Origin of the sequence: Nitrobacter vulgaris, from assembly GCF_031453995.1 — a bacterium.
GTDB classification, from domain to species: Bacteria; Pseudomonadota; Alphaproteobacteria; order Rhizobiales; family Xanthobacteraceae; genus Nitrobacter; species Nitrobacter vulgaris.
In genome coordinates this window covers 42,002-68,298 of record NZ_JAVDPZ010000003.1, presented here as the reverse complement: position 1 = coordinate 68,298, position 26,297 = coordinate 42,002, and the positions used below count along the sequence as shown (strand labels likewise).

Here is a 26,297-nt window from a genome sequence, read left to right as displayed (position 1 = left end):
ACAGTTGAATCAGAATCTAGTACCGCCGATTTGAAATTCCTGCACCCCTTGCAGCGGGGTCATCTTCGGGAATTTCAAATCGAAAGCGGTACTAGAATCATAAAGTTGCTGGTACCCTTTGCTTTCCGAGGTTCGTTAAGGGGGTGTTGTGATGTCTCACGAACTTCGGAAAGCGGGTACCAGCCTGCCGGCGACGCTGCGCTTCTATCGCAGACTGTCCGCCGCTGCCGGGCCGCTGACGCCCATTCTTCTGAAGCGGCGTTTGAAACAGGGCAAGGAAGACCCGGCGCGCATCAATGAGCGTCGTGGCATCGCCCGACAGCCCCGCCCCGGAGGCCCGCTGGTCTGGATCCACGGGGCCAGCGTTGGCGAAGTGCTGGCGGCAGCGGCGTTGATTGAGCGGCTGCGCGCGCTCGGAATGGGCATTTTGGTCACGTCGGGCACGGTCACGTCGGCGGCCGTCGCCGCGAAGCGGTTCCCGCCGGATATCATTCACCAGTATATCCCCTACGACTCGCCCCGCTTCGTGGAGCGTTTTCTCGATCACTGGCAACCCGGCCTTGCGCTCTTTATCGAATCAGACTTGTGGCCCAATCTGATTCTGGCTGGTGCTAGGCGCCATATACCGATTGTGCTGATCAACGGGCGGATGTCGCGCCGCTCGTTCCCGCGCTGGCGGCGGGCGTCCCGAACAATCGCTGCGCTGTTGAGCCGGTTCGATATCTGCTTGGTCCAGTCCGAAATCGACGCGGAGCGTTTCACAACACTCGGGGCGCGCAACGTCGTCATCACCGGCAATCTCAAGCTCGACGTACAGGCGCCGCCGGCCGACGAGGCCAAGCTGGAGCGACTGCTATTCGTCACCCGCGGCCGTCCGGTGGTAGTGGCGGCCTCGACCCATCCGGGCGAGGAAGAGATGCTGCTCACCGCGCATCGAACGTTGGCCAATCATTTTCCATCGCTGCTGACGGTGATCGTTCCACGCCACCCGGATCGGGGCGAGGCCATCGCCCGGATGGTGGTGGCGTCCGGCGCGCAAGGGACGCGGCGCTCGCTGGAACAATTGCCGACGGCGAGAACGGACATCTATATCGCCGATACCATCGGCGAACTGGGATTGTTCTACCGGCTGGCGCCAATCGTTTTCATGGGGGGGTCGCTGGTGCCGCATGGCGGACAGAATCCGATTGAGGCAGTCAAGCTCAATGCATCCATTGTGCATGGGCCGCACGTCTTCAACTTCCCAGATGTTTATTACGCGCTCGACCGCGCGGGTGGCGCATGGCGGGTTGACGACGGCGATGCGCTGACGAAGCAGTTTGGCTACCTTCTCAACGATTCCGCGGCCCGCGATGCCGCGGCGGCGGCCGCGGCTCAGGTGGTGGAAAGGCTCGGCGGGGCGCTGGATCGCACGCTGACCGCGCTCGAGCCGTATCTCCTGCAGTTGCAATTTGAACGACGGGCGGCCGATGCGTGAGCCGGCCTTTTGGCACAGGCAATCATCGTTGCTTTCGCGGTTGCTCATGCCTGTTGGCGCGCTTTACGGCGCGATCGCCGCGCGGCGGCTGACACGGACGGGTCTGCGCGCGGGGGTGCCGGTGATCTGTGTCGGAAACTATCATGTCGGCGGCGCGGGCAAGACGCCGACCGTGATGGCGCTGGCTGGCATTCTCCGCTCGCTCGGTGAAACGCCGGTAGTGCTCAGCCGTGGCTATGGCGGACGGCTGCAGGGCCCAGTGCGCGTCGATCCGCACCGGCATGCGGCTGCCGATGTCGGCGATGAGCCGTTGATGTTGGCACGGACGATCCCTGTGATCGTGTCACGGCAACGGAGGGCGGGCGTCGCGCCGGCCCGCGCGCTGGCGGCCAGCGTGATCTTGATGGACGATGGCTTTCAGAACCCGGCGCTCGCGAAGGATATCTCGCTGATCGTGATCGATGGGGATCGCGGCCTCGGTAACGGCCAGGTTTTTCCGGCCGGACCGCTGCGGGCGCCGCTGCCGCCCCAACTGGCCCGCACCGATGTGCTGGTGATCGTCGGCTTTGGTGCTGCCGCGGACAAAGTTGCAGCACGTGTGAAGGCGCGGGGAGGACCTGTATTACGGGCGCGGGTTGTCCCGGATGACGCTTCGGTTGCGGCCCTTTGCGGCAGACGTGTCCTAGCCTTTGCTGGAATCGGCGATCCCTCGCGGTTCTTCCGCAGTCTGCGGGCCTGCGGCGTCGATGTGGTGGCAGAGCGCGTATTCGCGGACCATCATCCGTTTTCGCAACGCGACCTGGCCGAGCTACAAGCCGCTGGCGAGCAGCATGGGTTAACGTTGGTGACGACGGAAAAAGATCTGGCGCGGCTGCGCAATAGTGCAAGTCTGGCCGCGTTTGCGCAGACCGTCGTGCCCTTCGCAGTCGGGCTTGCCTTTGACGATGAACCGGTGTTGCGGTCGTTCCTGACCGACAGGCTCAACCGTGCGCGGCGATAGAGCGTTTTCGAGCGAAGCGGATACCGGTTCGCGTGAAGAAAACGCGTCGAACGCAAATCATAGAGTCCGCTACTGATTCCATCAGAAGCGGGTTCTATGGTTATGAGGACGTCTTGAATGCGCCCGGGTAATGGCGCTGCAAGACTGCGCTCGGGAGAGCGTAGGCTTCCTGCAGGTCGACACTCCAGTATTTTAGCTCGTCGAGTGGAATGCGAGCGTCGGTGACAGCGCAACGGACGTAGGTTCCCGGCGAAATCACCCGGAAATCGCCATCGAGATACTGCACACGCGCTTCGCTCTGACTGGATTGGCCAAATTTATTCAGCACTGCTTCTCTCCAGGATCACAATATTTCATTGCTATCCGGCCGCCTTTCGGAGTTCGGTCCCATCAGTAGCATATTGGACCATGCGGCAACATACACCAGCCTGCTGCCGGCGCTCACGCTTCAATTTGGCGAATGATCCTTTTAGAAAAGATTTCCTTGATCGGCAGGCTTGGTTGCGCGCCTGCCGGATGCCGGTCTGGGCTGGCTCTTGGGGCTCGACCCTGGACTGGATGATGTCGCTGCGGTTCGATCGGCGTCGGAGGTTGCGTTCACCTGTCCGTCAGCGAATTCCAGCGTGAGTCGTGCGCCGGAACCGACCGCCGCTGCGGACCGCAGGGCGCGTCCGGCGTCGTCGCGAACCAGTGCGAAGCCCCGCGCGAGCACGCCCCGATAGGAGACCGCCGCCAGCAACTTGGCCGAATGCGTCATGCGCGTCTCATGCTGCTGTAGCAAGGTGACGAGCGCTCGTCGCGCGCGCTCGAAAAGCTGCTGGGTGCGCTCGTCGTCGCGCGTGATCCGATCGCGCTGCGCTTGGGCGTTGGCGAATCTTGACGTCCTGAGCCGGATGGCCAGTCCCGCGAAGCGGTCGCGGCGGTGACGCAGCCCGACCTGCGTGCAGTGTGAGAGCCTCGAGCCGGTTGCGGCGACGGATTGTTTTGCGTGGGCGACCTGAGCGCGCAGCACGCGTAGCGTGAGTCCGCCGGAAATCCGCGTGAAGCGGCGATGATGCACGTTCGTGCTTGCGCGCAAGGCGCGCGGTAGCGCTGCCGCGGCGCTGTCAACCTTCTGGCGGGGAATGGCGAGCAGCTCGCTCGCTCCTGGTAGCGCGCGGGCGGCGGAGCGCAATTCGGTCCGCCGGTCGTCGTGACCTCGTTTCCACGCGACGAGGGCGCGGGCCGCGAGGCCAGAGACTTCGACCACCAGATCAGACCGGACCGGCACTGCCATTTCGGCGGCCGCAGTCGGTGTTGGCGCCCGCTGATCGGCGGCGAAGTCGATCAGCGTCACGTCGGTCTCGTGACCCACCGCCGAGATCAGCGGGATCATGCTGCCGGCTGCGGCGCGGACCACGATTTCCTCGTTGAACGACCAGAGGTCTTCGAGCGAGCCGCCGCCACGCGCGACGATCAGGAGATCGGGGCGCGGAATGTGTCCGCCGTCCGGCAGCGCATTGAATCCGTCGATGGCGGCGGCAATCTGTTCCGCCGAGCCTTCGCCCTGCACCCGCACCGGCCATACCAGCACCCGGCGAGGAAAACGATCCTCCAGTCGATGCAGGATGTCGCGGATCACTGCGCCGGTCGGGGAGGTCACCACGCCAATGACCTCAGGCAGCCAGGGAAGCAACTGCTTGCGGGCTTCATCGAATAGTCCTTCCGCCGCGAGCTTCTTCTTGCGCTCCTCCATCAGCGCCATCAGCGCGCCGATTCCGGCAGGCTCGATCGCCTCGATCACGATCTGGTATTTCGACGAGCCCGGATAGGTGGTCAGCTTGCCGGTGGCGATGACTTCGAGGCCCTCCTGCGGCTTGAACCGCATTCGGCCGTGGACACCTTTCCAGATCACCGCCTCGATCTTGGCGCTTTCGTCCTTCAGCGCGAAATAGCAATGGCCCGAAGCGTGCGGCCCGCGAAAGCCGGATATCTCACCGCGAACCCGCACATGGCCGTAAGTGTCCTCCACGGTGCGTTTCAGCGCCGAGGACAACTCGGAGACGGTATATTCCGGCGAGTTCGCCAAAAGCTGTGCTGGGTTTGCGGGCATCAGGCTCACTTCTGTTGCTCGTCCGCATTACCATGCTAAACCGCTTGGAAACCACACGAAAGGCTGGATCGGCGGTCGTTCATGAACATTCTTCTGCTTGGTTCCGGCGGCCGCGAACATGCGCTGGCCTGGAAAATCGCCGGTTCGCCGCTGCTGACGAAACTCTGGTGCGCGCCGGGGAATGCCGGGATCGCGCGCGAGGCCGAATGCGTGGTGCTCGATATCGCGGACCATGCCGCGGTGATCGCGTTCTGCAAAGCCAACAAGGTTGATCTGGTGGTGGTCGGTCCGGAAGCGCCGCTCGCCGCAGGTATTGTCGACGATCTCGCGACTGCGGGCATCAAGGCGTTCGGCCCCTGCAAAGCCGCCGCGCAGCTCGAAAGCTCGAAGGGCTTCACCAAGGATATCTGCAACGCCAACAGCATTCCGACAGCGGCCTATGGACGCTTCGACGATGCCGCGGCGGCGAAGAGCTATATCCACGCGCAGGGCGCACCGGTCGTCATCAAGGCCGACGGGCTTGCAGCCGGTAAGGGTGTCGTGGTCGCGACGACGCTGGACGAGGCGCTGGCCGCGATCGACATGATGTTCGAGGGCGGCTTCGGCGCCGCTGGCGCCCAGATCGTGGTCGAGGAGTTCCTGCGTGGCGAGGAGGCTTCGTTCTTCGCGCTGTGCGACGGCGAACACGCGCTGGCGCTGGCGACGGCGCAGGACCACAAGCGTGCGTTCGATGGCGACCAAGGGCCGAACACCGGCGGGATGGGCGCTTATTCGCCGGCGACCGTGATGACCACCGAGATGTGCCGCCGCACCATGGATGAGATCATCGTTCCAACATTGCGCGCCATGCGGGAAAAAGGCGCGCCCTTCAAGGGCGTGCTGTTTGCCGGCCTGATGATCACGGAACAGGGACCGAAACTGATCGAGTACAACGTCCGTTTCGGCGATCCGGAATGCCAGGTGCTGATGCTGCGGATGATGTCGGACATCGTGCCGGCGCTATTCGCGGTCTGTGACGGACAGTTGAAGCATTTCGATCTGCGCTGGTTTCCCGATCCGGCATTGACGGTGGTGATGGCGGCGAAGGGTTATCCCGGCAATTACGCGAAGGGGACGCGCATTGAGGGACTCGACGATGCCGCCAAGGTTGAGGGCGTGGAGATTTTTCATGCAGGAACCAGGGAAGAGGACGGGCAGATTCTCGCGGGTGGCGGTCGCGTCCTGAACGTCTGCGCGTCAGGCAAGACCGTCGCGGAGGCGCAAGCCCACGCTTATGAGGCGGTCGATCGCATCAAATGGCCTGAGGGTTTCTGCCGCCGTGACATCGGCCTTCGGGCGGTGGCGCGGGAGAGGGGCTGATAGATGCGAATCGTTACCGCCGCGCCTTAAAAAAATCCCGCAGCAGCGCCGCCGCCTGGTTTTCGCCGACGGACGGATACACCTCCGGGCGGTGATGGCAGGTCGGCGCGGCAAAGAATCGGACGCCGGATTCCACCGCGCCGCCTTTTGGGTCTCCTGCGCCGTAATAGAGCCGCCGAATCCGCGCGAACGAGATCGCCGCCGCGCACATCGTGCAGGGTTCCAGCGTCACATAGAGATCGCAGTCCGTCAGTCGTTCGCTGCCGAGAATGCGCGCGGCGGCCCGGAGGGCCAGAACTTCGGCATGGGCGGTGGGGTCGCGATCGATCAGGGTGCGGTTTCCTGCCGATGCAATGACTTCATTTCCCCGCACGATCACGCAGCCGATCGGCACTTCCCCTGCTTTGCCCGCCTTTTCGGCGGCTCCGAGCGCCATGTCCATGAAAGATGGTGCGGTCATGCCTCGTATCCCGCCGCGAACCCTGTTAAGAGGCGCTCTCACTCAGTCGGACCTTGTGCCCGTAGCGAGATCATTCATGCCCCGCGATAACGATAAAGACAATGCGCGCCCGCGCGGCCGGCGTGATCGGCCCTCCGGCGGCAAGGACAAGCCCAAGAGCCGATCCGGCGTGGCGCGCGGTCCGGAAAAGAAGCTCGCCAAGCGCGGCTTGGCTGGCAAGTCCGACAGAGGCGAAGGTGACAAGCGGCCCTATGCCGGCAAATCCGATGGCGCGAAGCCTTCTGGCAAGAAGCCCTATGCCAGGAAGCCGTATGCGGGCGCGGGCAAGCGTGAGGATGGTGAGACCGCGCGGCCTCGGTTCAATCGCGACGACGGCGGCGCGAAGCGTTCCTACACGCCGCGCGGGGATTCACCTCGCGGCGAGCGCTCAGCCTTCAAACGTGACGATCGCGCGCGTGACAGTGGCGACACACGTCCTGCAGGCCGTTTTGCCGATAAGAAATTTGGCGAGAAGCGTCCCTACACCCCACGCGGCGAGGGTTTTCGGAAAGACGGCGACCGTCCGCAGCGTGCGCGGCCGCAAGGTGATCGGCCTTATAGCGCGCGTCCGCCGCGCGAGGGTGGCGGCGAGAAACGTCCGTATACGCCGCGCGGAGATCGCCCCTTCGGCGACAAGAAGTTTTCACGCGGGACACCCGACCGCGGCTCGCGTGGACCGCGCAAAGAGTTTGGTGACCGTGAGGGCCGCGACAGGGGTGACGAAAAGCCGTGGCAGAAGCGCGACGCCGGCCCGCGCGATGATCGCGGCGGCGCAGGGCGTCCACGATTTTCGAAACCACGCGAGGATCGCCCTGAGCGCGCTGCGGGTGCCGATCGCGGTCCTCGCAAGTTTGACCGTCCTCAAGGCGATCGTCCGCGTTATGATCGCCACTCCGATGATCGTCCTCGCTTCGATCGCCCGCGGCAGGATCGTCCCGACGGCGACCGTCCTCGTGGTGCCCGCAATGCCTGGCAGGAGCGGCCACGTCGCGACGATGGCGAGGGTCGTCCCCGTCGCAGTGATCGCGACGATCGCCCGCGTCGTGACAATGAGGACGACAGCAAGGTTTTCGCAAAACGTCCGGCGTTCGGGGGACGCGGCGCCTATCGCGAACGCAAGCCTGACGACGAGCGGCGCGGCACACGGCCCGAGCCGAAGCCGAAGAAGACCGGCGAGCGCATCGCCAAGGTGATCTCGCGCGTGGGCCTCGCCTCGCGTCGCGACGCCGAGGAATGGGTCACGCAAGGCCGCGTCGCCGTCAACGGCCGCATCATCAATTCGCCAGCGCTTGATGTGACCTCGCGCGATGTTATCACGGTTGATGGTCAGCCGTTGCCGGAGCGCGAGCGCACGCGGCTGTTCCTGTATCACAAGCCGCGTGGCCTGATGACGACCCACGCCGACCCCGAAGGTCGGCCGACCGTATTCGACAATCTGCCCGAAGGTCTGCCGCGTCTGATCAGTGTTGGCCGGCTCGATTTCAACACCGAAGGACTGCTACTGCTGACTAACGACGGCGGCCTGGCGCGCGCGTTGGAACTGCCCGACACCGGCTGGCTGCGGCGCTATCGCGTTCGTGCCCATGGTGACGTGACGCAGGCTCAGCTCGATCAGTTGAAAAACGGCGTCGAGGTCGACGGCGTCAAGTATGGTTCGATCGACGCCACGCTGGAACGCGATCAGGGCGCCAACGTGTGGCTGACCTTTGCGATCCGCGAGGGCAAGAATCGTGAAGTGCGCAACGTGATGGCGCATCTCGGGCTTGAAGTGAACCGACTGATCCGTATCTCCTACGGGCCGTTCCAGCTTGCCGAGATCGCGGAAGGTGAGGTCGAGGAGGTCAAGACCCGCGTGCTGCGTGAACAGCTTGGTGAGAAGATTGCCGCGCTCGCCAACGCGAATTTCGCAGGCGTGGCCGCCGAAGCCGACACCGAACCAAAGCTCGGCCGCGACGGTACACCGTTGCGCAGCAAGAAAGACAACAAGGCAAGAACCAAGCGCGCGGTGATCGCGGATCGCAAGGGCCGCAGCGTCGTGGTGCAGCGGACCGGCAGCGATGAGGCGCGGGCGCGCAACGAATCTGAGGCCAATGGCTACGGTCCGCCTCGCCGGCCGAAGCGTGGCTATCACGGCAAGCGCGATCTGACGCCGCGGGACTGATCGATGCGCGTCGTCGGCGGGCGGCTGAAAGGCCGCAATCTCGCATCGCCATCAACACAACAGATCCGGCCAACGGCCGATCGGCTGCGCGAGTCGCTGTTTAACATCATCGTTCATGCCTATGACGATCCGGTCGCGGATGCGCGCGTGCTTGATCTGTTTGCGGGCACCGGTGCGCTCGGCATCGAAGCGGCGTCGCGAGGAGCGAAGTTCACGCTGTTCGTTGATAACGGCGCCGAGGCGCGCGCGCTGCTCCGCAACAACGTCGAGGCGCTCGGGCTCGGTGGCGTGACGAAGGTCTATCGCCGCGATGCGACCAATCTCGGGCCTGCGCATCCCCTCACACCGTTCTCGCTGGTGTTTCTCGATCCCCCGTACCGGATGCAGCTTGCCGACAAGGCGCTCGCCTCGCTGCGCGATGGTGGCTGGCTGACCGACAAGGCGCTGCTCGTTGTCGAGGAGGCCAAAGCCGCGGGCTTCGCCGCGCCAGAGGGATTTGAGCAACTCGAGCGGCGCGCCTATGACGACACCGAGTTCGTGTTCCTGCGGAGCACATGACTGTTGCCCGAAGCGCAGGCTTGGTTGAGTGCGCAGTCCGCCCGCCGCATCGCTATGTTCTTATCGCCGCCCGAAAAGCTTCTCGATATCGGCGAGCTTCAGCTCCACATAGGTCGGGCGGCCGTGGTTGCACTGACCTGAATTTGGCGTGGCCTCCATCTCGCGCAGCAGCGCGTTCATTTCTTCCGGCTTGAGGATTCGTCCAGCGCGCACCGAACCGTGACAGGCCATCGTGGCCGCGACATGCATCAGCCGCCGTTCAAGTGGAAGCGTCTCATCCCATTCCGCCATGTGTTCGGCGAGGTCGCGCAGCAACGCGGCCGCATTAGTCTTGCCGAGCAGCGACGGCGTCTCGCGCACGGCAACCGCGCCGGGTCCGAAGGACTCGATGGCGAGCCCGAATTTTTTCAGCTCAGTTGCACGGTCGGTAAGCTTTTCGACGGTCGCCTCATCCAGTTCGATGATGTCGGGAATGAGAAGGATCTGCCGTTGCACGCCGTCCCGCTCCAGCGCTGCCTTCAGCCGCTCGTAAACGATGCGTTCGTGCGCGGCATGCTGGTCCACGACGATCAGGCCGTCGCGGGTTTGCGACACGATATAAGTTTCGTGAATCTGGGTGCGCGCCGCGCCGAGCGGCCGATCGATCAGATCCATCGGAAGATGAGCGTCAAAGCGCACGTCCGCGCTGGGCGCGCCCACGTCAAACGCGGTTTGGCCAGCCTCGGCGAAGGCGGTCGCAGGCGGTCCGCCCATCCATGGCCGCCCCCCGGCAGGCGAGGCAGGCGATTGTCGCCAATCCCAATCGGCAGGGCGCGGGGACGTCGCGGGACGAAAAGCCGTGAGCACCGCGCCGTCGCTGTTCGCGGCCGTGCGCCGTCCTTCGCGCGCCAGACCTTCCTTTAGCGCATGCACGATCAGCGCGCGCACCAGTCCTGCATTTCGGAATCTTACTTCCGTCTTCGCGGGATGGACATTGGCGTCGACCTCTTGCGGGTCTGTTGTGACGAACAACGCCACCACCGGATGACGGTCGCGCGGCAGGTAATCGGAATAGGCCGCGCGCACCGCGCCCAGAATCAGCTTGTCACGCACCGGACGGCCGTTGACGAACAGATATTGGCCGAGCGCATTCGCGCGGGTCAGCGACGGCGCGGCAGCGAACCCCTCGACGATTACGCGCTCGCGTTCGGCGCGCACCGCGATGGCAGCGGAACGGAAGTCTCCGCCGAGAATGTCGCCCAGTCGCGTCAACCGTCCCGCCGCTCCCGGCAGCGCGGCCGTCCAGGTCGCTGGCGCACGCCCTTCGCCTGCGAGGGTAAAACCGATATCAGGCCGCGCCATTGCCAGCCGCCGCACCACCTCGCGGATCGCCTCGGCTTCCGTCCGATCGGTCTTGAGGAATTTCAGCCGCGCGGGTGTGGCATAAAAGAGATCGGCGACTTCAACGCGCGTGCCTCGTGTCAGTGCGGCCGGCGTGATCGCGGATTTTCGTCCACCTTCGACGGTGAGCGACCACGCATGCGGCTCGCGGGCGTCGCGTGTGGTGATGCAGAGCCTGGCTACCGCTCCGATTGACGGCAGCGCCTCGCCACGAAAGCCCAGCGTATGGATGCGCAGCAAATCCTCGTCTTCCAGTTTCGAGGTGGCATGGCGATTGACCGCCAGCGCGAGGTCGCCCTTCGCCATGCCAGCGCCGTCGTCGGTGACGCCGATCCGTCGCTTCCCGCCGCCGTCGGTGAAGACGTCGATGCGGGCCGCGCCGGCGTCAATCGCGTTCTCAACCAACTCCTTGACGACGCTGGCCGGACGCTCGACCACTTCGCCTGCGGCGATGCGGTTGACGACAGTCTCGGGAAGCTGGCGGACGGGCATGGTGCGGCTCGGTTCTGGCTGCGAGCGAGTTTAGGCGTTCGCCGCGCCGATTGCATGGGGGCAAATCCGGATGTCCCGGGTTGATTGAGGGTCTGCGTTCGGAGCGCGGCGGTCGCGTGCAACGCGCGATACTCCGCTTCTCGCCGCATGGGATCGGCGGCACGTCCGCGCGAGATTAGTCCTCGGAAGACGTCCGTCCACGTCTCGCCTTTACATCGCCGCGGCGCTTCTTGCTCTCAAGCCGGCGTTGCTTCGAGCCGAGAGTTGGCTTGGTAGCGCGGCGCGGGGTCGGCCGAATCGCAGCCTCGCGCAGCAATTCGATCAGGCGGTCGGTGGCGTCCGCGCGGTTTCGCTCCTGGGTCCGAAAGCGCTGGGCATGGATCACGATCACGCCATCCTTGGTCAGACGCTGCCCGGCGAGCCGGACGAGCCGCGCGGCGATGTCGGGGGCGAGCGCCAAGCGGCGAGTGTCGTAGCGCAACTGCGCCGCAGTCGAGAGCTTGTTGACGTTTTGGCCGCCAGGGCCAGAAGCGCGAATGAAGCTGATCTCAACGTCGTTTTCGTCGATGGCGATATTGCGGGTGATCCGCAGCATGGCACTCACCTGGATTCGCCTGTCCGACGGCAGGAATCAGGCAGCGGCACCATACCTCGTTTGTTGCCTGCCTGCGCCGTCAATGCGCGGCAGGTTGAGGCGCGGGCTGAGCTGCAGTCGGCTGCGCCGCTGCGGGTTGCGCTTCCGTCTGAGGTGAGCGTCCCACGATCACGGTGAGAAGCCCCTGTCCCCACAGCCTCTTCGCGACTGCTCTCGCCTGGTCGAGGGTGACGGCATCGACGATGGAATTGCGCTTCTCAATGTAGTCGATCGGCAGATTATCCGTCTGATATTGCAACAGACCTGTAGCGAGCTTCGAAGAGGTATCGAGCTCCAGCATCTGCGATCCTTTCAGATAGGATTTGGCTTCGTCGAGCTCCTTCGGCGTCGGTCCGTTGTCGGCAAAGCGCTGGATTTCCTTATTAACGGCCTCGATGCTCTCGCCGGCGCGGTCCGCGCGGGTTCCGGTGGTGCCCGCGAACAGCGCCGAATGGTCCATCCACAAAAGAGATTCCGAGATGGAATAGGCGAGGCCGCGCTTTTCGCGCACCTCACGATACAGCCGCGACGACAGCGAGCCGCCGCCGAGAATGTGGTTATCAATGTAGGCTGCCATGAAATCGGGGTCGTGACGCTTGACGCCGGGGCCTCCGAACATGACCACGGTTTGCGGTACGTCGAGCGGAACGAATGCACTTTGCGGCGGCTTCGCGGCGAGGATGTCAGGAACGGGTGTGAGATCGCCCTTCGCCGGTAGACCTCCGAAAGTTTGATCCAGCATCTTTGCAAGAGTCGCCGGCTCGATGTCGCCCACCACCGCGATCTTCAACTTGTCTCTCGCCAGCACCCGCCGCACGTAATTTCTGAGATCGTCGGTCTTGATCGTTGGAATGCTTTCGAGCGTACCGTGCGAGGGATGACCGTAGGGATGACCGCCGAATGCGAGCTTGGAAAAGTTGAGGCCGGCAAGTGCATTCGGATTGGTTGAGTTGTGGCGCAGGTGGGACAGAACCTGCGCGCCGATGCGCTCGACGTCATCAGCGTCAAAGCGCGGCGAGGTTAAAGCGAGCCGCAGCAGGCCAAATGCTTCGCCACTGTGTTCCTTGAGCATTCGCAATGAGCCGCGGAGCTCATCGCGCTGGATCGTAAAGCTGAGCTCGATGGCGCGGCGATCGAGCTGTTCACGAAAGGTCTTGGAGGGGAGATCCCCGGCGCCCTCGTCGAGCAGGCTGGCAACCATGTGGCCGACGCCCGGCTTGTCGGGCGGGTCCTGCGCCGAGCCGCCAGAGAACGCATATTCCATTGCCACCAGAGGTACGGTGGCGTCCTGAACGAACCAGGCCTCGATACCTCCCGGCGTCACCAGATGCTGGATTTTCGTCCCGGCGAACGAGGGACCAGCAGCAAAACAGATCAATGCGAAACATACGGTGACGAGCAGGCTGCGCCCCGCTCTTGTCCGGGGGCGTCTCACGATCGCTTCTCCTCGTGCGCCGGCGTCGAGTCCTTGATGAGGTACCCGGTGACCGAGCGCGTTTTTACCAGCCACTTCTGCGCGACGTCCCGAACCTGCGCGGCGGTCACCGCACGGATGCGGTCCGGCCAGTTCCTGATCTCGTCGACGCTCAATCCGACGGTTATGCCCGTGCCGTACCAGCGTGCCAGTGTCGTTTGACTGTCCTGAGCGTAGACGGCCTGCGCGATCAACTGAGTCTTGACGCGCTCGAGGTCCTCCGCGGGGATCGGGTTTTTGATGAGATTTGCGATCACGGCATCGATGGCCTGCTCGACCTCAGCAAAACCGGTGCCCGGTTTCGGCGCCACCGCGATCGAGAACTGACCCGGATCGAGCGCGGTGCCCTGGTAGGTCGCGTTGGTGGCGACGGCCAGCTGTTTGTCGACAACGAGCGCGCGGTAGAGATAGGCGTTGCTGCCGTCGCCGATCAATTGCGCAAGCACATCCAGCGCGGGACTTTCTCCCGCCGCAGCGGTGGTTACGGAGGGCACGAGGTAATACCGCCGCAGCATCGGCTGCTCGACGCGAGTGTCCGCAAGCGTGACCGTCCGCGGCGCGACCGGCAGCGGCTCCTGCGGGCGGATACGAGCGCTCGGAATAGCGGGCTGCGGCGGCACATGGCCAAACGTCTTTTCGATTTCAGGACGAATCTTCTGCGCGTCCACGTCGCCCGCGATCACCAGCGTTGCATTGTTCGGGGCGTAAAATCGTTTGTAGAAGGCAAGCGCATCCTCGCGGGTGAGCTTCTCGATTTCATGACGCCAGCCGATCACGGGGCGGCCATATGGATGGTTGAGATACAGCGCGGCCATGATCTGTTCGGTGAGCCGCGCGTCCGGATTGTTGGCGACGCGCATGTTGTATTCCTCGAGCACGACGTCGCGCTCAGGCAGCACGTTTTCATCCTTCAGCACCAGGCCGGTCATGCGGTCGGCCTCGAACGCCATCATGGTCGCGAGTTGATCGCGGGTTACGCGCTGATAGTAGCCGGTGTAATCGAAGTTGGTGAAGGCATTCTCCTCGCCGCCAACGCGCAGCACGGTCTGGGAAAACTCGCCGGTGGGATGCTTGGCGGTGCCCTTGAACATCAGATGCTCGAGGAAATGTGCGAGTCCGGATTTACCGGGCGTTTCGTCCGCCGACCCGACCTTGTACCAGATCATCTGAGTGACCACCGGCGTCCGGTGATCGGGAATGATGACGACCGCGAGCCCGTTGGCCAGGGTAAACGTGACGGGAGGTTGGGAGGTGACGGTCTGCGCCATTGCTGCCGGCACGGCCAGAAGGACCGCAAGGCACACCGCCAGTGCCGCGAAAGCGGGGATGGCCGCTCGTCGCGCTGCCATCATGGCGCATCTCCGGCGATTTGTCTGAGAGATCACGTTATCGTCAATCCTTTGCTGGAGCGTTTTACGAAGTGCATATGGTTGGCATGGGGAAACACGTCAAATCGAAAACGGGGATATCGCTTCAGATCCCATTAAAAGGGACGCTTTGGTGGGAGGGAAATTGACATTCGCGCCCCGCGAGCCGCGCGTCTTGGACGCGATATCGATTCAAACTCCACGGGCGACGTGCATTACTAGCGGTCCTTCGATTCTGACATTCGTAAGAAGGCAAGGCTCGCTTAAACGAAATGCAATGTCAGGATCGGACGATGTCGGGATCGGACTACGGCAGCGAATGTGGTTATTCCGGTGGAGTGTCGTCCGCTCCTGCCTAACGCCGAAGACTGCCTGCATCATGTTCTGCGATCCGGCAGGAAGACGTGGGCCGTCTGGTCGCGTGATCCGCTTCCCGCCGCGGTCGGTTAGTAAGTCCGTTCTTTGCCGCTGTTGACGTCGATATAGGTGTTGCCGAGAGCTTCCTTGGGTCCGGTGCCGTAAGCGAAGTTCGGCGATGGAGTCTGATAGCCCGCCGGCGGTTGCGTCAGTTTTTCACGATCAGGCTCGCCCGTGAACGGGGCAGTCTCCGTTTTGTTGCCGCCGAATAGATTGCTGAACTTGCTCGCGAAGCCAAGTTGCGTGGGGCTGAGTGATGGATTCACATTATCCGCCGTGCCCAAGTGACGCGTCTCAGCCTGTTGTGTGGCGGTGACCGCCGAACCATTCGTCGCGAGCTTGCTCGGCAGAATCGAATGTCCGCCTTCCGATTGTCCGCCTTGCCAAGGCGATGGCTTGCGGTCTTTCTTGGCGGCGGCCGCCTCCTTGCGACGCTCAACGTCGGGGTCCTTGGGCCAGTTCGGGTCCCTGGCTTCAGCCACGCCCGAGCCGGGCTGCGGCAATTCGGTGCTGGGTGGAATCACCAGCGGCGACCGCTCGCGATACTCGATGCTTGAGTTTTCCATATTGGTGGCGCCGAGGCCGTGCATGATTTTCGTGATGATTTTGTCTTCGAAGCTGGCGTTTTCATCGTCTTGGGCACGGGCCACGCCCGCCGACAGCACGATGGCAACGCCCGTGGCGACCGCGGCCAGACGAACGCCGCGCAGCAGTGTTGCCGTGGCCCCGAGCACGTCCCAACCGTTTCGTTCGGTGTTGCGCATCACGTTCATCCTGTTCAGCTTTTCAGCGGATCGCAGCAAAAGCCGCTATCACCCCGAGTAAGCCCTATCGTCCGTGATCAGGGCGCTTTTGCGGCGGAAGTCCCGAGGAAAGAATCATACAACAGGGCTATCACCCCGACAACGATCGCCACATCGGCAAGGTTGAATACGTACCAGTTATAGGTTTTACCTGCGATCTGGACGTGAAACAGGGCGAAATCCACCACCGCGCCATAGGCGAAGCGGTCGATCGCGTTGCCGATAGCTCCGCCGATAATAAGGCCGAGGCCAATTGTCGCCGTGCGGGTATGCGACCGCGCCATCCAGACCGCCAGCAGGACTACTGCGACGGCCTTGATCGCGAGCAGAATCGCGGCGGCCGTCGGACTTTCAGTTTGGAACCAGCCATAGCTGATGCCGGTGTTCCAGGCCAGCACGAGGTCGAAGAACGGCGTGACGCTGACGGCGCCACGGCGGCCAATATCAAACGCAAACAGAAGCCAGAGCTTGGACGCCTGATCGGCAATCAGCACCGCGATGGCCGCAACGATGCCGGAGCGAACTGCCGGCGTCACACAGTTACTCCCAGCGTCTTCCATTCCCGCAGCGCCTGCGCGTCGCGTGGCGATACGTCGGGATACTCCCTGTCGCTGCCGACGGTTGGCAGGATCTTCCACGATCGGGCGCACTTGGCCCCGGCAGCTTTCTCGATCACCACGGCCACGCCGGGGACGCTCGGCAAAAAGAACGCGTCGGACGGGGCGTTACCCTCGCGCACTTCAAAATTTGAAGTGATGCAAACCTCTGCAAGATCGACGTCGAACAACACGCCAAGCATCGCGCGGTCGGCGACATAGACAATCGGCGAGGCTTCGAGCGAGGAGCCGATCCGCTTGGCGGCACGCTCAAGCTCCAGCGCGCCGGTGACGACGCTGCGCACCGCGCGGATGGTCTCCCATTTCACAGCCAGGGCGTCGTCGCGAAAGTTGTCGAAGCTCTCCGGGAACAGCGTCAGATGCACCGACGGTTCTGCATCCGGCCGATAGAGCCGCCACGCCTCTTCGGTCGTGAACGAGAGCACCGGCGCCAGCCATTTCAGGATTGAATCGCAAAGTTTGTCGATCACGGTCAGCGCGGCCTTGCGCGCCGTCGACGACGGCGGTTCGCAGTAAAGCGTATCCTTTCGGATATCGAAATAGAACGCCGACAGTTCGGTGTTCATGAAAGCCGCGAGACTTGCGACCACCGTCTTGTAGTCGAATTCCGCATAGGCCTTGCGCACCACCGCGCTCTGTTCTGCAAGTTGGTGCAGCATCAAGCGCTCGAGTTCGGGCATGTCGGAGATCGCAACGGCCTCGCCGCGATTGAAATGATGCAGCGTGCCGAGCATCCAGCGAATGGTGTTGCGCAGCTTGCGATAGGTCTCAATGGTGTTCTTGAGAATTTCCGGACCGATGCGCTGATCGTCGGCATAATCCGTTGCGCAGACCCACAGCCGCAGGATGTCGGCGCCCGAATCCTTGATGACTTTCTGAGGATCAACGGTGTTGCCGAGAGATTTCGACATCTTGCGGCCGTTCTCGTCGAGCGTGAAGCCGTGGGTCAGCACCACATCGTAAGGCGCGCGGCCGCGGGTGCCGCAGCTTTCCAAGAGCGATGAGTGAAACCAGCCGCGATGCTGGTCGCTGCCTTCCAGATACATCACGGTATCCTGGCCGCCGTCGGCCTTGCGCTTGATGTCCCTGAGGCCGGGGAAGTGCAGGGGGTCTTCCAGCACGAAAGCGTGCGTCGAGCCGGAGTCGAACCAGACGTCGAGAATGTCGTCGACCTTGCGCCAGTCCTCGTTGGAGCGCGATCCCAGAAAACGCTCGCGCGCGCCATCGGTGTACCAGGCGTCCGCGCCTTCCGTTTCGAAGGCGTCGGTGATGCGCTGGTTGACGGCGTCGTCGATCAGGATTTCGGCGGAGCCATCGCCCGTCTCGCGCACGAACACCGCGATCGGCACGCCCCAGGCGCGCTGGCGCGAGATCACCCAATCGGGGCGATTGGCGATCATGCCGGTGATGCGGTTCTGCCCGGCTGGCGGCACCCATTGGGTGACGCTGATTGCTTGCAATGCGCGGGCGCGCAGCGTGTCGCCGTGCTTCGCCTTGCCGTCATCAGCGATGTCCCGATCCATCGCGATGAACCACTGCGGCGTGTTGCGGAAGATCACCGGCTTCTTCGAGCGCCACGAATGCGGATATTGATGTTTCAAACGGCCACGGGCGAGCAGCATGCCGCGTTCGACCAGCGCCTTGATGACCACCTCGTTGGCGTCGCCCTTGTTGCCCTTGTCGTCGATGACTCGCTTGCCCTCGAAGCCCGGGGCCTGCGCGGTCAGCGCGCCGTTCTCGTCGACGGTATAGGGAATTGTCGAAATGATTCCGCGCGCCTCAAGCTCGCGCGCGTTGTGAGTCCAGATGTCGAAATCCTCACGACCGTGGCCAGGCGCGGTGTGGACGAAGCCGGTGCCGGTGTCGTCGGTGACGTGATCGCCTTCCAGCAGCGGCACGATGAATTCGTAGCCGCCGGAAAAGCTTTTCAGCGGATGCGCGCACTCCACCGCATCTAACGTGTCGGCGGGAATGTCGCGAATCTTCTCGAAGGCGGTAACGCGCGCCTGTTTGAACACGTCCTCGGCAAGTTTATCCGCGAGGATCAGAAGATCACCGGCCTTCGCCCAGTTGTCGGCAGGTGCATCGGTGACCTTGTAAAGACCATAGGCGATCTTGTTCGAGAAGCTGATGGCGCGGTTGCCCGGCAGCGTCCACGGCGTCGTGGTCCAGATCACCACGCTCGCCTGCGCCAGCGCGCCGTGCGCCGGCGAGGTCACCGGAAACTTCACCCACACCGTATCGCTGGTGTGGTCCTCATACTCGACCTCGGCTTCCGCCAGCGCCGTTTTCTCCACCACGCTCCACATCACCGGCTTGGAGCCGCGATAGAGTGTGCCATTAGCGGCGAACTTCATCAGTTCGCGCGCGATCTGCGCCTCGGCCGGATAGGTCATGGTGGCGTAGGGATGATCCCAGTCGCCGATAATGCCGAGACGCTTGAACTGTTCGCGCTGCACGTTCAGCCAGTTCTCCGCATAGGCGCGGCATTCTTTGCGAAATGCCACCATCGCTGCGGGGTCTTTGAAGTTCGGCTTCGTCTTGCCCTTGGAGCGGTAGTTCTCCTCCTCGATCTTCCATTCGATCGGCAGGCCGTGGCAGTCCCATCCCGGCACGTAGTTGGAATCATACCCCAGCATCTGCTGGCTTCGGGTCACCACGTCCTTCAGGATCTTATTGAGCGCGTGGCCGATATGGATGTTGCCATTGGCATAGGGCGGGCCATCGTGCAGCACGAATTTCGCGCGGTCCTTCGCGGTCTTGCGGAGCTGTCCGTAAAGATCGATGTCTTTCCAGCGCTTCAGGATTTCCGGTTCGCGCTGCGGCAACCCCGCGCGCATCGGAAATTCCGTCTGCGGCAAAAAGAGGGTTTTGGCGTAATCGGGGGCGTCGGCTTTCGCGGCGGATTTCTGCGACTTGTCGGACATATGGCTAGGCTTCTGGCTTTGGCTGAATGGCGCGGAAAGTGGGGTGGTCCCGGTCTTGCGCCGAGCGAAGCTCAGGCGAAAGCCGGGCCGCTAATGCTTGGAATGGTGCGCCGCGCAAACATGGGACTGTCCATAGCAGTCAGCCGAGGGAATGGCAAAGCGCTGGGTCGTGATTCAACTTCCGCTCCGGAGACGACGCGCAGGATTTCCCGCCACCGTGACACCTGCTGCGACATCCCGCGTCACCACGCTGCCGGCGCCTATGACCGCCCCGTCGCCGATAGCGACGCCGGGAAGGATGATCGCGCCTCCGCCGATCCAGACATCGGAGCCAATTCGAACAGGCCTGCCGAACTCGAGCCCTTCGTGCCTTGTCTGAGCGTCACGGGGATGGTCGGCGGCATAGATCTGGGTCGCTGGACCGATCTGGGTGCGGTCACCGACCGTAACATGGACCACGTCAAGGATAACGCAGTTGAAATTGAGAAATACGCCGTCGCCCAGAAAGATATTATAGCCGAAATCGCAGGAGAACGGAGGCCGGATCACGACGCCTGCGCCGACGCGGCCCAGGTGCTGCGTGAGCAGTTCGTAGCGTTGGGCTTCCGGAAGCCCCATCGCCGCGTTGTAGCGCGCGAGCCATACGCTGTTCGCACCTTGCTCGGCCTGTATCTGCGGGTCGCCGGGGCGATACAGTTCGCCCGCGAGCATCTTCTGCTTTTCGGTCTTCAGCCGATCTCTCCCAGCTTCGGAAATACATCAGGTGCGGCGGCGAGCTGGGTTTTGGCACGGGCGGCGTCATCGTCCATTTGACGAACCAGCGCCTCGACACCATCAAACTTCAGTTCGTTGCGGATGAAGTCGATGAAGGCGACGTCCAGTATGGTCCCGTAGAGGTCGCCCTGGAAGTTGAACACGAATACCTCGAGCAGTGGCGCGCCGTTGTCGAATGTCGGACGGCGGCCGAAGCTCGCAACGCCGTCGAAGCGGTGGTGATCCTTTCCCTCGCCGCGGCCGACGCGCACTGCATAGATACCATGCTTGAGGCCGCAATCCTGATCGAGGCGGATGTTGGCGGTGGGATAGCCGAGGCTGCGGCCTCGCTTCTCGCCGTGGATCACCTCGCCGGTCACGAACCATGGCCCACCGAGCATCGCGGTGGCGTCCGCGATCCGGCCTTCCGCAAGCGCCATGCGGACGGCGCTGGACGAGACCGCGCGTTCGTCGATGTCGACAGGAGGCTGCACGTCCACCTCGATCCCGAGGCGCGGGGCTTCGCTGACAAGCAGGCTCGGCGATCCCACCCGGCCCTTGCCGAAACGGAAATCGTATCCGACGGCGATGCCGCTGACTCCGAGGCGTTCGATCAGATCTTGGTGAATGAAATCTTGCGCTGTCGTGCCGGCCCGCGCGGCGTCGAAGGTCATGACCACGGCGCCGTCGAGACCTGTGCCCGCCAAAAGCCGCAGCTTGTTGGTTTCGTCGGTCAGGCGAAACTGCGAGGCATTCGGACTGAAGAACTTCCGCGGGTGCGGCTCGAAGGTCACCGCGAAGGCAGGCTTTCCGCGGGAGCGGGCCATTTCGAACGCGGCCGCGATGACCGCGCGGTGGCCGAGGTGTACACCATCGAAATTTCCTATTGCCACCACTCCTCCCTTAGGAATAGCGGCAGCGAGAGCGATATCGCGGATAATCGTGAATCCCGAGGCCATTATCGCGTTCATTGAAGGGTTTCAGTGGCGGACCGTGACGTTGCGGCCGGATCGAAGTCAAGTCGGCTTGGCGTCCGGCGGCACCTTTCGACGGCCGGTTAACGCGCTGTTTAAGGGCTGGTCGTATCATGCAAAACTACCCGCGAGGCGAGTGACCGGCGGAAAATACCGGTGTTTGCTTCGAGGATGGCCCACTTCAGCGGGCTTTTGGCGATTTCGGCGCACATAGAAAATCTGACGCAGGGGGCTCGAGATGGCGGTTGATTTGTCGATGTCTGTTCTGGTGGTGGATGATTACAACACCATGATCCGCATCATCCGGAATCTGCTCAAGCAGCTTGGTTTTGAGAATATCGACGACGCCAGCGATGGTTCGGCGGCGCTGAACAAGATGCGCACCAAGAAGTACGGTCTCGTGATCTCCGACTGGAACATGGAGCCGATGACCGGCTACGACCTGCTCAAGGAAGTCCGTGCCGATGCCAATCTTGCGATGACGCCGTTTATCATGATCACGGCCGAGTCCAAGACCGAGAACGTCATCGCCGCCAAAAAGGCCGGTGTGAACAACTACATCGTCAAACCGTTCAACGCCGCGACGCTGAAGAACAAGATCGAAGCGGTATTTCCCGACAACGTCCCGGCGTAGCGTTTCCGGCGAGCCCAGGTTTGCGATCAGAATACGTGCGACGCAGCGGCTTCGCCGCGTCCTGTTCGTCTACCATCTCAGCTCGCGCATCAGCGCCAGAGGCGGATGGCCGAACAGTTCCTTGACCGAGGCCGGATCGAGCTGGTCGATGCCGGCGAATTGCTCGGAATGGATGCCGCGCGTCAGAAACAGCAGGTCGATGCCGAAGGCGTGCGCGCCCATGAGGTCGGTGCGTACGGAATCGCCAATGGCCAGCACCCGGTTTAACGGCGTGTCTTTGCCGCGCTGCTCTCGCGCCAAGGCCATGGCGCGCTCGTAGATCGGCCGGTGCGGTTTGCCGTAGAAGACCACCTCGCCACCGAGTTCGCGATAAAGTTCTGCGATGGCGCCGGCGCAATAAAGCAACCGGTCGCCACTTTGAACGACAATATCGGGATTGGCGCAAATCAGCGGCAGCTTGCGCTCGCGCGCCTGCATCATAAGGGCACGATAGTCCTCCGCGGTTTCGGTCTCGTCGTCGAAGGGGCCGGTACAGACGATGTAATCGGCGTGCTCGATCGGCGCGAATACCGGATCGAGGCCTTGGTGGATCGCGCTGTCGCGCTCAGGCCCCAGCCAGAAAATCGCCTTGGCCGGATGCTCTGCGACGAAGTTGCGCGTCAGGTCGCCGGAGGAAGCAATGCCATCGTAAGCATCGTCCGGAACTCCGAACTTGCGCAACTGCCGCTGCACTGCGTCGGCCGGGCGCGGCGCATTGGTGATAAAAATGACGGTGCCGCCCCGGCTGCGGAAGGTTTTCAGCGCGGAGCAGGCCTCGGAAAACGACATGACACCGTTGTGGACGACGCCCCAGACGTCGCAGAGCACGACATCCCTTTCGGCGGCGGGCTCGCGCAGATGATCGATAAAACGAAGGGCAGTCATTCAGTCGGATGCTTTCAGGCAGCGCCGCCAGCGCGACGTGCCAGGGCAGCGTTGCCGGTCACGCGAGACGAACGTTCGGGCTTGATCGCGTCAGTTTTCACGGCTCCCACTTCACCCGGTCTGGCTGCACTGTTGGCGCGCGACTTTGCCTTGTCAGCTGTATCCTCCGCCGCATCCTGGCGTAGCGGCCGCGGCGCGGCGAATAGGAAACCCTGGCCAAAGCGAACATTGTAGTCGAGCAAATCGACGACCGCCGCTTCTTCTTCGATCCGCTCTGCGATCAGGTCGATGCCGAAGCGTCCCAGCAGATCGGATATGTCGGCCGGATGGATATCGGAGGTCGACGTTTGTTTCTGGTCCAGCAAGAGCGAGGCGGGCACCTTGATGAAGCGGACGCCGCGGTCGGCCAGTTCGCGCGGTTCAATTCGCAGGTTCGCTACATGGTCGACCGAGAACCTGTAGCCGAGCTGCGTCATCGCGGCCAGGCGTTTGCTTCCGGTGATGTCCAGAGCGCGCAGCGTATCGTGCTTGAATTCGAGAATCAGCGAGGACGCCAACGCACGATTGGCTTCGAGAATGTCGAGGTACTGCGCGAATGTGGCGGGATTTCCGAGCGTCGCCAAGGCGACGTTGCAGAACAGGCCGACGTCCTTGTTGCGCGATTGAAGCCGCTGCAGAACTTGCATGCAGCGGAGCAAGATCGTGTTGTCCAGTTGCCCCATCAAGCCCACAGCTTCGGCGGCTGGAATGAACTCGCCGGCTGCGAGGTATGCGCCACGGGCATTGCGCAGCCGCGTCATCGCTTCGTAGTAGCGAATCTTGCGCTGCGGAAGCGTAACGATCGGTTGCAGGAAGGTATCGATGCTGCCGGTCTCGATGGCGTTTTGGATGGCCAGGATCTGTAGGTCGGTGTCAGTCCGTGCCGAATTGATGGCCGTCCGAGGCAATGCCGGTGCAATCGCCCTCGCGAGGGGCTCACGGTGGACGGGTCTCTCCGGTGCCACCGGTTCGAATGCGGGCGCGGAAGCGGCTGATGGCAAGTCGGTCAGCATGTCGTCATGGGCGGCGACCGTGGCGGCGAGCTGCTTGACCAGTCCGCCGAGCTCGTTGATTTCACCAAGCGCGGATTGAAGGCCGGATTGAACTCGGTCCGAACCACCGGAATTCGCCGAGGCAATCTTGCTTTCGGCTGCCGCGAGGCGGCGCCCGAAATCGGAGATCTGGCGGGCAAGGTCAGCGACGCCCTGCGACAGGTCCGCGATCTGACCTTCGGCGTTGTTGCCGTCGCGTAACCGCATGGACACAGCATTGTAGAGGATGAGGAATGCCAGGACCGTCAGCGCTACGATGGCTGACTCCGACGCGCGCAGGCCTGTAATCGTATAGAGCACGATACCCACCGAGGCGGAGACCAGCACCATGCAGAGAGCAATGAAAATCGTGGAAATACGAATCATCTGGCGTAAATGCTTCCGGCGTGGAGCGATCTGCGGCGCTTCCAGTCCCCCGCACTACCATTATTGCTGATTCGGCGGATGGGTCTTTCTGAAGTTGTCCGCCGAAAATCGGGCCGATGGTTCAGGCGACGGCGCGAATCACCTTGGCGGTCTTTTCGACGATCTCGCCCACCTGATCGTCGCTGACGATCAACGGCGGGGTAAGTGCCAGCGTGTCGCCTGCGACGCGCATCATCAGATCGTAATCGTGGAAGGCGGATCTCAGGGCCGCAAAGCCGCGGTCGCCCGGCCCGTTTTCGTTGGGGGCGAGCTCGATGCCCGCCGTGATGCCGACGGTGCGGATGTCCACCACGTTAGGTTCGTCGCGCAGGCTCATCATCGCGTCCGCGAACTTCGGTTCCAGGCCGCGAGCACGCTCGAACAGCTTTTCGTCGCGGTAAATATCGAGCGTGGCAAGCCCTGCGGCGCAGGCCAGCGGGTGCGCCGAATAAGTATAGCCATGGAACAGTTCTACGGCATTCGCCGGGCCGGTCATGAAGGCGTCGTGGATGGTGTCGCGCACCAGCACGCCGCCCATCGGGGCCGCGCCGTTCGTCACTCCCTTTGCAAAGGTGATCATGTCGGGGAGCACGCCATAGCGCTCGGCGGCGAAGGCGTAACCGAGGCGTCCGAAGCCGGTGATGACTTCGTCGAAGATAAGGAGGATGCCGTGCTTCTGCGTGATCTCGCGCAGCCGCTTGAGGTAGCCTTTCGGCGCGGGTAGCACGCCCGTCGACCCGGCCATCGGCTCCACGATCACGGCGGCGATGGTTTGGGCGCCGTGCAGATTGACGAGGCGCTCCAGCTCATCGGCAAGTTCCGCGCCCCATTGCGGTTCGCCTTTGCTAAACGCCTGCTTGTCGCGGTTGTAGGTGGATTGCAGATGGTCGACACCGGTGAGCAGCGCGCCGAACATTTTGCGGTTGCTGACGATGCCGCCGACCGAAGTGCCGCCAAAGCCGACGCCATGATAGGCCCGCTCGCGGCCAATCAGGCGGATACGGTTCCCCTGACCGTTGAGCTGGTGATATGCCAGCGCGAGCTTCAACGCGGTGTCCGCGGCCTCCGATCCGGAATTGCAGAAGAATACGTGATCGAGCCCCTCCGGCGCGAGCTCGGCGATGCGGCTTGCCAGTTCAAAGGCCTGCGGAATGCCGAACTGGAACGGCGGCGCGAAGTCCAGCGCCTCGGCCTGTCTGGCGATAGCCGCGGCGATCTCGGCGCGGCCGTGACCGGCGTTGCAGCACCACATGCCGGCGGCGCCGTCGAGGATTTTGCGGCCGTCGGTGGTGACGTAGTGCATGTCTTTGGCGCCGGCGAGCAGCCGCGGCGCTTTTTTGAAGGCGCGGTTAGCGGTGAAGGGCATCCAGAACGCAGCAAGATCGTTCGGCACGTTGAGGGCAAGGCTTTTGTCTAACATCGGGGATCCCTCATTTTTTCAGCGCGTTGCGGATGATGTTCGGACCTCCGCCGCGCAACATCAGCGTTGGTGGGCACTTCACTATGCGGCGCCTTCGGTGCCAACTCAGGATTCGAAAGGACTGGAGTCAACTCAACCATTCCAGCGTGTTCAAGTTCAGAAATTTGCTTGCCTACAGCGAAAATGAACCGAACGTCTGAGCTTGAACCACCCTAGAACTTTTTGCGCACCTGCGAAACGCAGTTTGCGTGATCGATCGCGTGCTGAAAATGCCGAGACATCTGCGGCGTCGTCCGGTGGCCGGACGCGCGCTCGTTTTGCGGTCGAAATATACTACTATTGATTGATATAATATTCACACACACTTAATAGTTGTGTGACTCAATAAGTCGCATGACAGACTTGCCACGCCACGCCTTGTGCCTTCCGCGCTTTGCCCGCTGCATCCGCGCCGCGTCCGCGGTCGAATTCGCGATGCTTCTGCCGCTGTTCCTGGTGCTGGTATTCGGCATCGTCGTGTTCGGCGCCTACCTCACCATGGTGCATGGCGTGCAGCAACTTGCCGCGGAAGCGGCGCGTTCGTCGGTCGCGGGCTTGAGCGAGACAGAGCGCATCAGCCTTGCCGAAAACTACGTCACGACGAATGCCGGGTCGTATCCTCTGTTGCAGCCCGGACATCTCACCGTCAGCGCGGCAACCTCCGGCAGCGACGTCTTCGTCGTCACAGTCAACTACGACGCCTCCGACAATGTCATTTACACGTTGCCGTTCGTGCCGGCGCCGCCTTCGACCATCATCCGCTCAGCGGCGATTCCGTTCGGCGGCTTTTGAGGAGACGC

General features: G+C 62.9%; 22 protein-coding genes. 7 read left to right on the top strand and 15 right to left on the bottom strand.

Going from position 1 to position 26,297, the window contains the following annotated elements; all coding sequences use genetic code 11:
* The first annotated feature begins 151 nt into the window (after window positions 1-151).
* Together GGQ85_RS02445 and lpxK are read left to right on the top strand one after the other, a co-directional pair.
* Entirely contained in the window at window positions 152-1,477 is a 1,326-nt protein-coding gene (locus tag GGQ85_RS02445; RefSeq protein WP_309773228.1) for a 3-deoxy-D-manno-octulosonic acid transferase, read from the top strand.
* Complete coding sequence (gene lpxK, locus GGQ85_RS02440) at window positions 1,470-2,477, top strand: tetraacyldisaccharide 4'-kinase (protein WP_309773227.1); 1,008 nt, start codon at window positions 1,470-1,472, stop codon at window positions 2,475-2,477. Before GGQ85_RS02445 ends, lpxK begins: the two co-directional genes overlap by 8 nt.
* Window positions 2,478-2,577: 100 nt before the next feature.
* On the opposite strand, the gene GGQ85_RS02435 is transcribed toward lpxK, so the two are convergent.
* Complete coding sequence (locus tag GGQ85_RS02435; RefSeq protein WP_079447577.1) at window positions 2,578-2,805, bottom strand: DUF2093 domain-containing protein; 228 nt, start codon at window positions 2,803-2,805, stop codon at window positions 2,578-2,580.
* Between the two features lie 141 nt (window positions 2,806-2,946).
* Window positions 2,947-4,569 carry an exodeoxyribonuclease VII large subunit gene (gene xseA, locus GGQ85_RS02430; RefSeq protein ID WP_309773226.1) on the bottom strand — a complete coding sequence of 541 codons (1,623 nt, stop codon included), beginning with the start codon at window positions 4,567-4,569 and terminating at the stop codon, window positions 2,947-2,949.
* A gap of 81 nt (window positions 4,570-4,650) precedes the next feature.
* On the opposite strand from xseA, the gene purD reads away from it, so the two are divergent.
* The gene (gene purD / locus GGQ85_RS02425) at window positions 4,651-5,928 is read left to right on the top strand and encodes a phosphoribosylamine--glycine ligase (protein WP_309773225.1); all 1,278 of its coding nucleotides are present in this window, start codon (window positions 4,651-4,653) and stop codon (window positions 5,926-5,928) included.
* Between the two features lie 13 nt (window positions 5,929-5,941).
* Here the strand turns inward: purD and GGQ85_RS02420 are convergent, their stop codons facing one another.
* Window positions 5,942-6,388, bottom strand: a complete 447-nt coding sequence (locus GGQ85_RS02420) for a nucleoside deaminase (protein WP_079447575.1) — start codon at window positions 6,386-6,388, stop codon at window positions 5,942-5,944.
* A gap of 76 nt (window positions 6,389-6,464) precedes the next feature.
* Between GGQ85_RS02420 and GGQ85_RS02415 the strand changes: the two genes are divergently transcribed.
* Window positions 6,465-8,588 (top strand): pseudouridine synthase, encoded by a 2,124-nt coding sequence (locus tag GGQ85_RS02415; RefSeq protein ID WP_309773224.1) that lies wholly within the window; start codon window positions 6,465-6,467, stop codon window positions 8,586-8,588.
* Window positions 8,589-8,591: 3 nt separating this feature from the next.
* On the top strand, window positions 8,592-9,146 hold the full coding sequence (gene rsmD, locus GGQ85_RS02410) for a 16S rRNA (guanine(966)-N(2))-methyltransferase RsmD (protein WP_309773223.1): 555 nt from the start codon (window positions 8,592-8,594) through the stop codon (window positions 9,144-9,146).
* 60 nt (window positions 9,147-9,206) lie between these two features.
* On the opposite strand, the gene mutL is transcribed toward rsmD, so the two are convergent.
* From mutL to GGQ85_RS02365, 9 genes are all read right to left on the bottom strand, one after another.
* Entirely contained in the window at window positions 9,207-11,018 is a 1,812-nt protein-coding gene (mutL, locus tag GGQ85_RS02405) for a DNA mismatch repair endonuclease MutL (RefSeq protein WP_309773222.1), read from the bottom strand.
* 175 nt (window positions 11,019-11,193) lie between these two features.
* Window positions 11,194-11,613: an alternative ribosome rescue aminoacyl-tRNA hydrolase ArfB gene (gene arfB, locus GGQ85_RS02400; protein WP_309773329.1), complete on the bottom strand. Its 420-nt coding sequence runs from the start codon at window positions 11,611-11,613 to the stop codon at window positions 11,194-11,196.
* A 79-nt stretch (window positions 11,614-11,692) separates the two neighbouring features.
* Entirely contained in the window at window positions 11,693-13,087 is a 1,395-nt protein-coding gene (locus GGQ85_RS02395) for a M16 family metallopeptidase (RefSeq protein ID WP_374708838.1), read from the bottom strand.
* A complete protein-coding gene (locus GGQ85_RS02390; RefSeq protein WP_309773221.1) occupies window positions 13,084-14,478 on the bottom strand; it encodes a M16 family metallopeptidase in 1,395 nt (464 codons plus the stop codon). The genes GGQ85_RS02395 and GGQ85_RS02390 overlap by 4 nt, the downstream gene beginning before the upstream one ends.
* A 461-nt stretch (window positions 14,479-14,939) precedes the next feature.
* Complete coding sequence (locus GGQ85_RS02385) at window positions 14,940-15,674, bottom strand: hypothetical protein (protein WP_309773220.1); 735 nt, start codon at window positions 15,672-15,674, stop codon at window positions 14,940-14,942.
* A gap of 77 nt (window positions 15,675-15,751) precedes the next feature.
* Window positions 15,752-16,249 carry a signal peptidase II gene (gene lspA / locus GGQ85_RS02380; RefSeq protein ID WP_309773219.1) on the bottom strand — a complete coding sequence of 166 codons (498 nt, stop codon included), beginning with the start codon at window positions 16,247-16,249 and terminating at the stop codon, window positions 15,752-15,754.
* The gene (gene ileS, locus GGQ85_RS02375) at window positions 16,246-19,257 is read right to left on the bottom strand and encodes an isoleucine--tRNA ligase (protein WP_309773218.1); all 3,012 of its coding nucleotides are present in this window, start codon (window positions 19,255-19,257) and stop codon (window positions 16,246-16,248) included. Before ileS ends, lspA begins: the two co-directional genes overlap by 4 nt.
* Before the next feature lie 174 nt (window positions 19,258-19,431).
* Window positions 19,432-19,968 (bottom strand): sugar O-acetyltransferase, encoded by a 537-nt coding sequence (locus GGQ85_RS02370; protein ID WP_079447566.1) that lies wholly within the window; start codon window positions 19,966-19,968, stop codon window positions 19,432-19,434.
* 17 nt (window positions 19,969-19,985) lie between these two features.
* A complete protein-coding gene (locus GGQ85_RS02365) occupies window positions 19,986-20,969 on the bottom strand; it encodes a bifunctional riboflavin kinase/FAD synthetase (protein WP_309773327.1) in 984 nt (327 codons plus the stop codon).
* A gap of 253 nt (window positions 20,970-21,222) precedes the next feature.
* Here GGQ85_RS02365 and GGQ85_RS02360 point away from each other — a divergent pair, with 253 nt between their 5' ends.
* Window positions 21,223-21,618: a response regulator gene (locus tag GGQ85_RS02360; protein ID WP_079447564.1), complete on the top strand. Its 396-nt coding sequence runs from the start codon at window positions 21,223-21,225 to the stop codon at window positions 21,616-21,618.
* A gap of 69 nt (window positions 21,619-21,687) precedes the next feature.
* Here GGQ85_RS02360 and GGQ85_RS02355 read toward each other — a convergent pair whose 3' ends face one another.
* The 3 genes from GGQ85_RS02355 to aptA all read right to left on the bottom strand — a co-directional run bounded on the left by GGQ85_RS02355 (window position 21,688) and on the right by aptA (window position 25,458).
* On the bottom strand, window positions 21,688-22,542 hold the full coding sequence (locus GGQ85_RS02355; protein ID WP_079447563.1) for a TIGR01459 family HAD-type hydrolase: 855 nt from the start codon (window positions 22,540-22,542) through the stop codon (window positions 21,688-21,690).
* A gap of 14 nt (window positions 22,543-22,556) precedes the next feature.
* Window positions 22,557-23,999: an EAL domain-containing protein gene (locus GGQ85_RS02350; protein WP_309773217.1), complete on the bottom strand. Its 1,443-nt coding sequence runs from the start codon at window positions 23,997-23,999 to the stop codon at window positions 22,557-22,559.
* 121 nt (window positions 24,000-24,120) lie between these two features.
* Window positions 24,121-25,458, bottom strand: a complete 1,338-nt coding sequence (aptA, locus tag GGQ85_RS02345) for an omega-aminotransferase AptA (RefSeq protein WP_309773216.1) — start codon at window positions 25,456-25,458, stop codon at window positions 24,121-24,123.
* A 393-nt stretch (window positions 25,459-25,851) separates the two neighbouring features.
* Between aptA and GGQ85_RS02340 the strand changes: the two genes are divergently transcribed.
* A complete protein-coding gene (locus GGQ85_RS02340) occupies window positions 25,852-26,289 on the top strand; it encodes a TadE/TadG family type IV pilus assembly protein (protein WP_309773215.1) in 438 nt (145 codons plus the stop codon).
* Window positions 26,290-26,297 lie beyond the last annotated feature (8 nt).

Excerpts from the sequence above, each read along its gene's own strand:
- GGQ85_RS02445 (WP_309773228.1), top strand. The coding sequence starts at position 152 with ATGTCTCACGAACTTCGGAAAGCGGGTACCAGCCTGCCGGCGACGCTG.
- lpxK (WP_309773227.1), top strand. The coding sequence starts at position 1,470 with ATGCGTGAGCCGGCCTTTTGGCACAGGCAATCATCGTTGCTTTCGCGG.
- xseA (WP_309773226.1), bottom strand. The coding sequence starts at position 4,569 with ATGCCCGCAAACCCAGCACAGCTTTTGGCGAACTCGCCGGAATATACC.
- purD (WP_309773225.1), top strand. The coding sequence starts at position 4,651 with ATGAACATTCTTCTGCTTGGTTCCGGCGGCCGCGAACATGCGCTGGCC.
- GGQ85_RS02420 (WP_079447575.1), bottom strand. The coding sequence starts at position 6,388 with ATGACCGCACCATCTTTCATGGACATGGCGCTCGGAGCCGCCGAAAAG.
- GGQ85_RS02415 (WP_309773224.1), top strand. The coding sequence starts at position 6,465 with ATGCCCCGCGATAACGATAAAGACAATGCGCGCCCGCGCGGCCGGCGT.
- rsmD (WP_309773223.1), top strand. The coding sequence starts at position 8,592 with ATGCGCGTCGTCGGCGGGCGGCTGAAAGGCCGCAATCTCGCATCGCCA.
- mutL (WP_309773222.1), bottom strand. The coding sequence starts at position 11,018 with ATGCCCGTCCGCCAGCTTCCCGAGACTGTCGTCAACCGCATCGCCGCA.
- arfB (WP_309773329.1), bottom strand. The coding sequence starts at position 11,613 with ATGCTGCGGATCACCCGCAATATCGCCATCGACGAAAACGACGTTGAG.
- GGQ85_RS02390 (WP_309773221.1), bottom strand. The coding sequence starts at position 14,478 with ATGATGGCAGCGCGACGAGCGGCCATCCCCGCTTTCGCGGCACTGGCG.
- GGQ85_RS02385 (WP_309773220.1), bottom strand. The coding sequence starts at position 15,674 with ATGCGCAACACCGAACGAAACGGTTGGGACGTGCTCGGGGCCACGGCA.
- ileS (WP_309773218.1), bottom strand. The coding sequence starts at position 19,257 with ATGTCCGACAAGTCGCAGAAATCCGCCGCGAAAGCCGACGCCCCCGAT.
- GGQ85_RS02370 (WP_079447566.1), bottom strand. The coding sequence starts at position 19,968 with ATGCTCGCGGGCGAACTGTATCGCCCCGGCGACCCGCAGATACAGGCC.
- GGQ85_RS02365 (WP_309773327.1), bottom strand. The coding sequence starts at position 20,969 with ATGGCCTCGGGATTCACGATTATCCGCGATATCGCTCTCGCTGCCGCT.
- GGQ85_RS02360 (WP_079447564.1), top strand. The coding sequence starts at position 21,223 with ATGGCGGTTGATTTGTCGATGTCTGTTCTGGTGGTGGATGATTACAAC.
- GGQ85_RS02355 (WP_079447563.1), bottom strand. The coding sequence starts at position 22,542 with ATGACTGCCCTTCGTTTTATCGATCATCTGCGCGAGCCCGCCGCCGAA.
- GGQ85_RS02350 (WP_309773217.1), bottom strand. The coding sequence starts at position 23,999 with ATGATTCGTATTTCCACGATTTTCATTGCTCTCTGCATGGTGCTGGTC.
- aptA (WP_309773216.1), bottom strand. The coding sequence starts at position 25,458 with ATGTTAGACAAAAGCCTTGCCCTCAACGTGCCGAACGATCTTGCTGCG.
- GGQ85_RS02340 (WP_309773215.1), top strand. The coding sequence starts at position 25,852 with ATGACAGACTTGCCACGCCACGCCTTGTGCCTTCCGCGCTTTGCCCGC.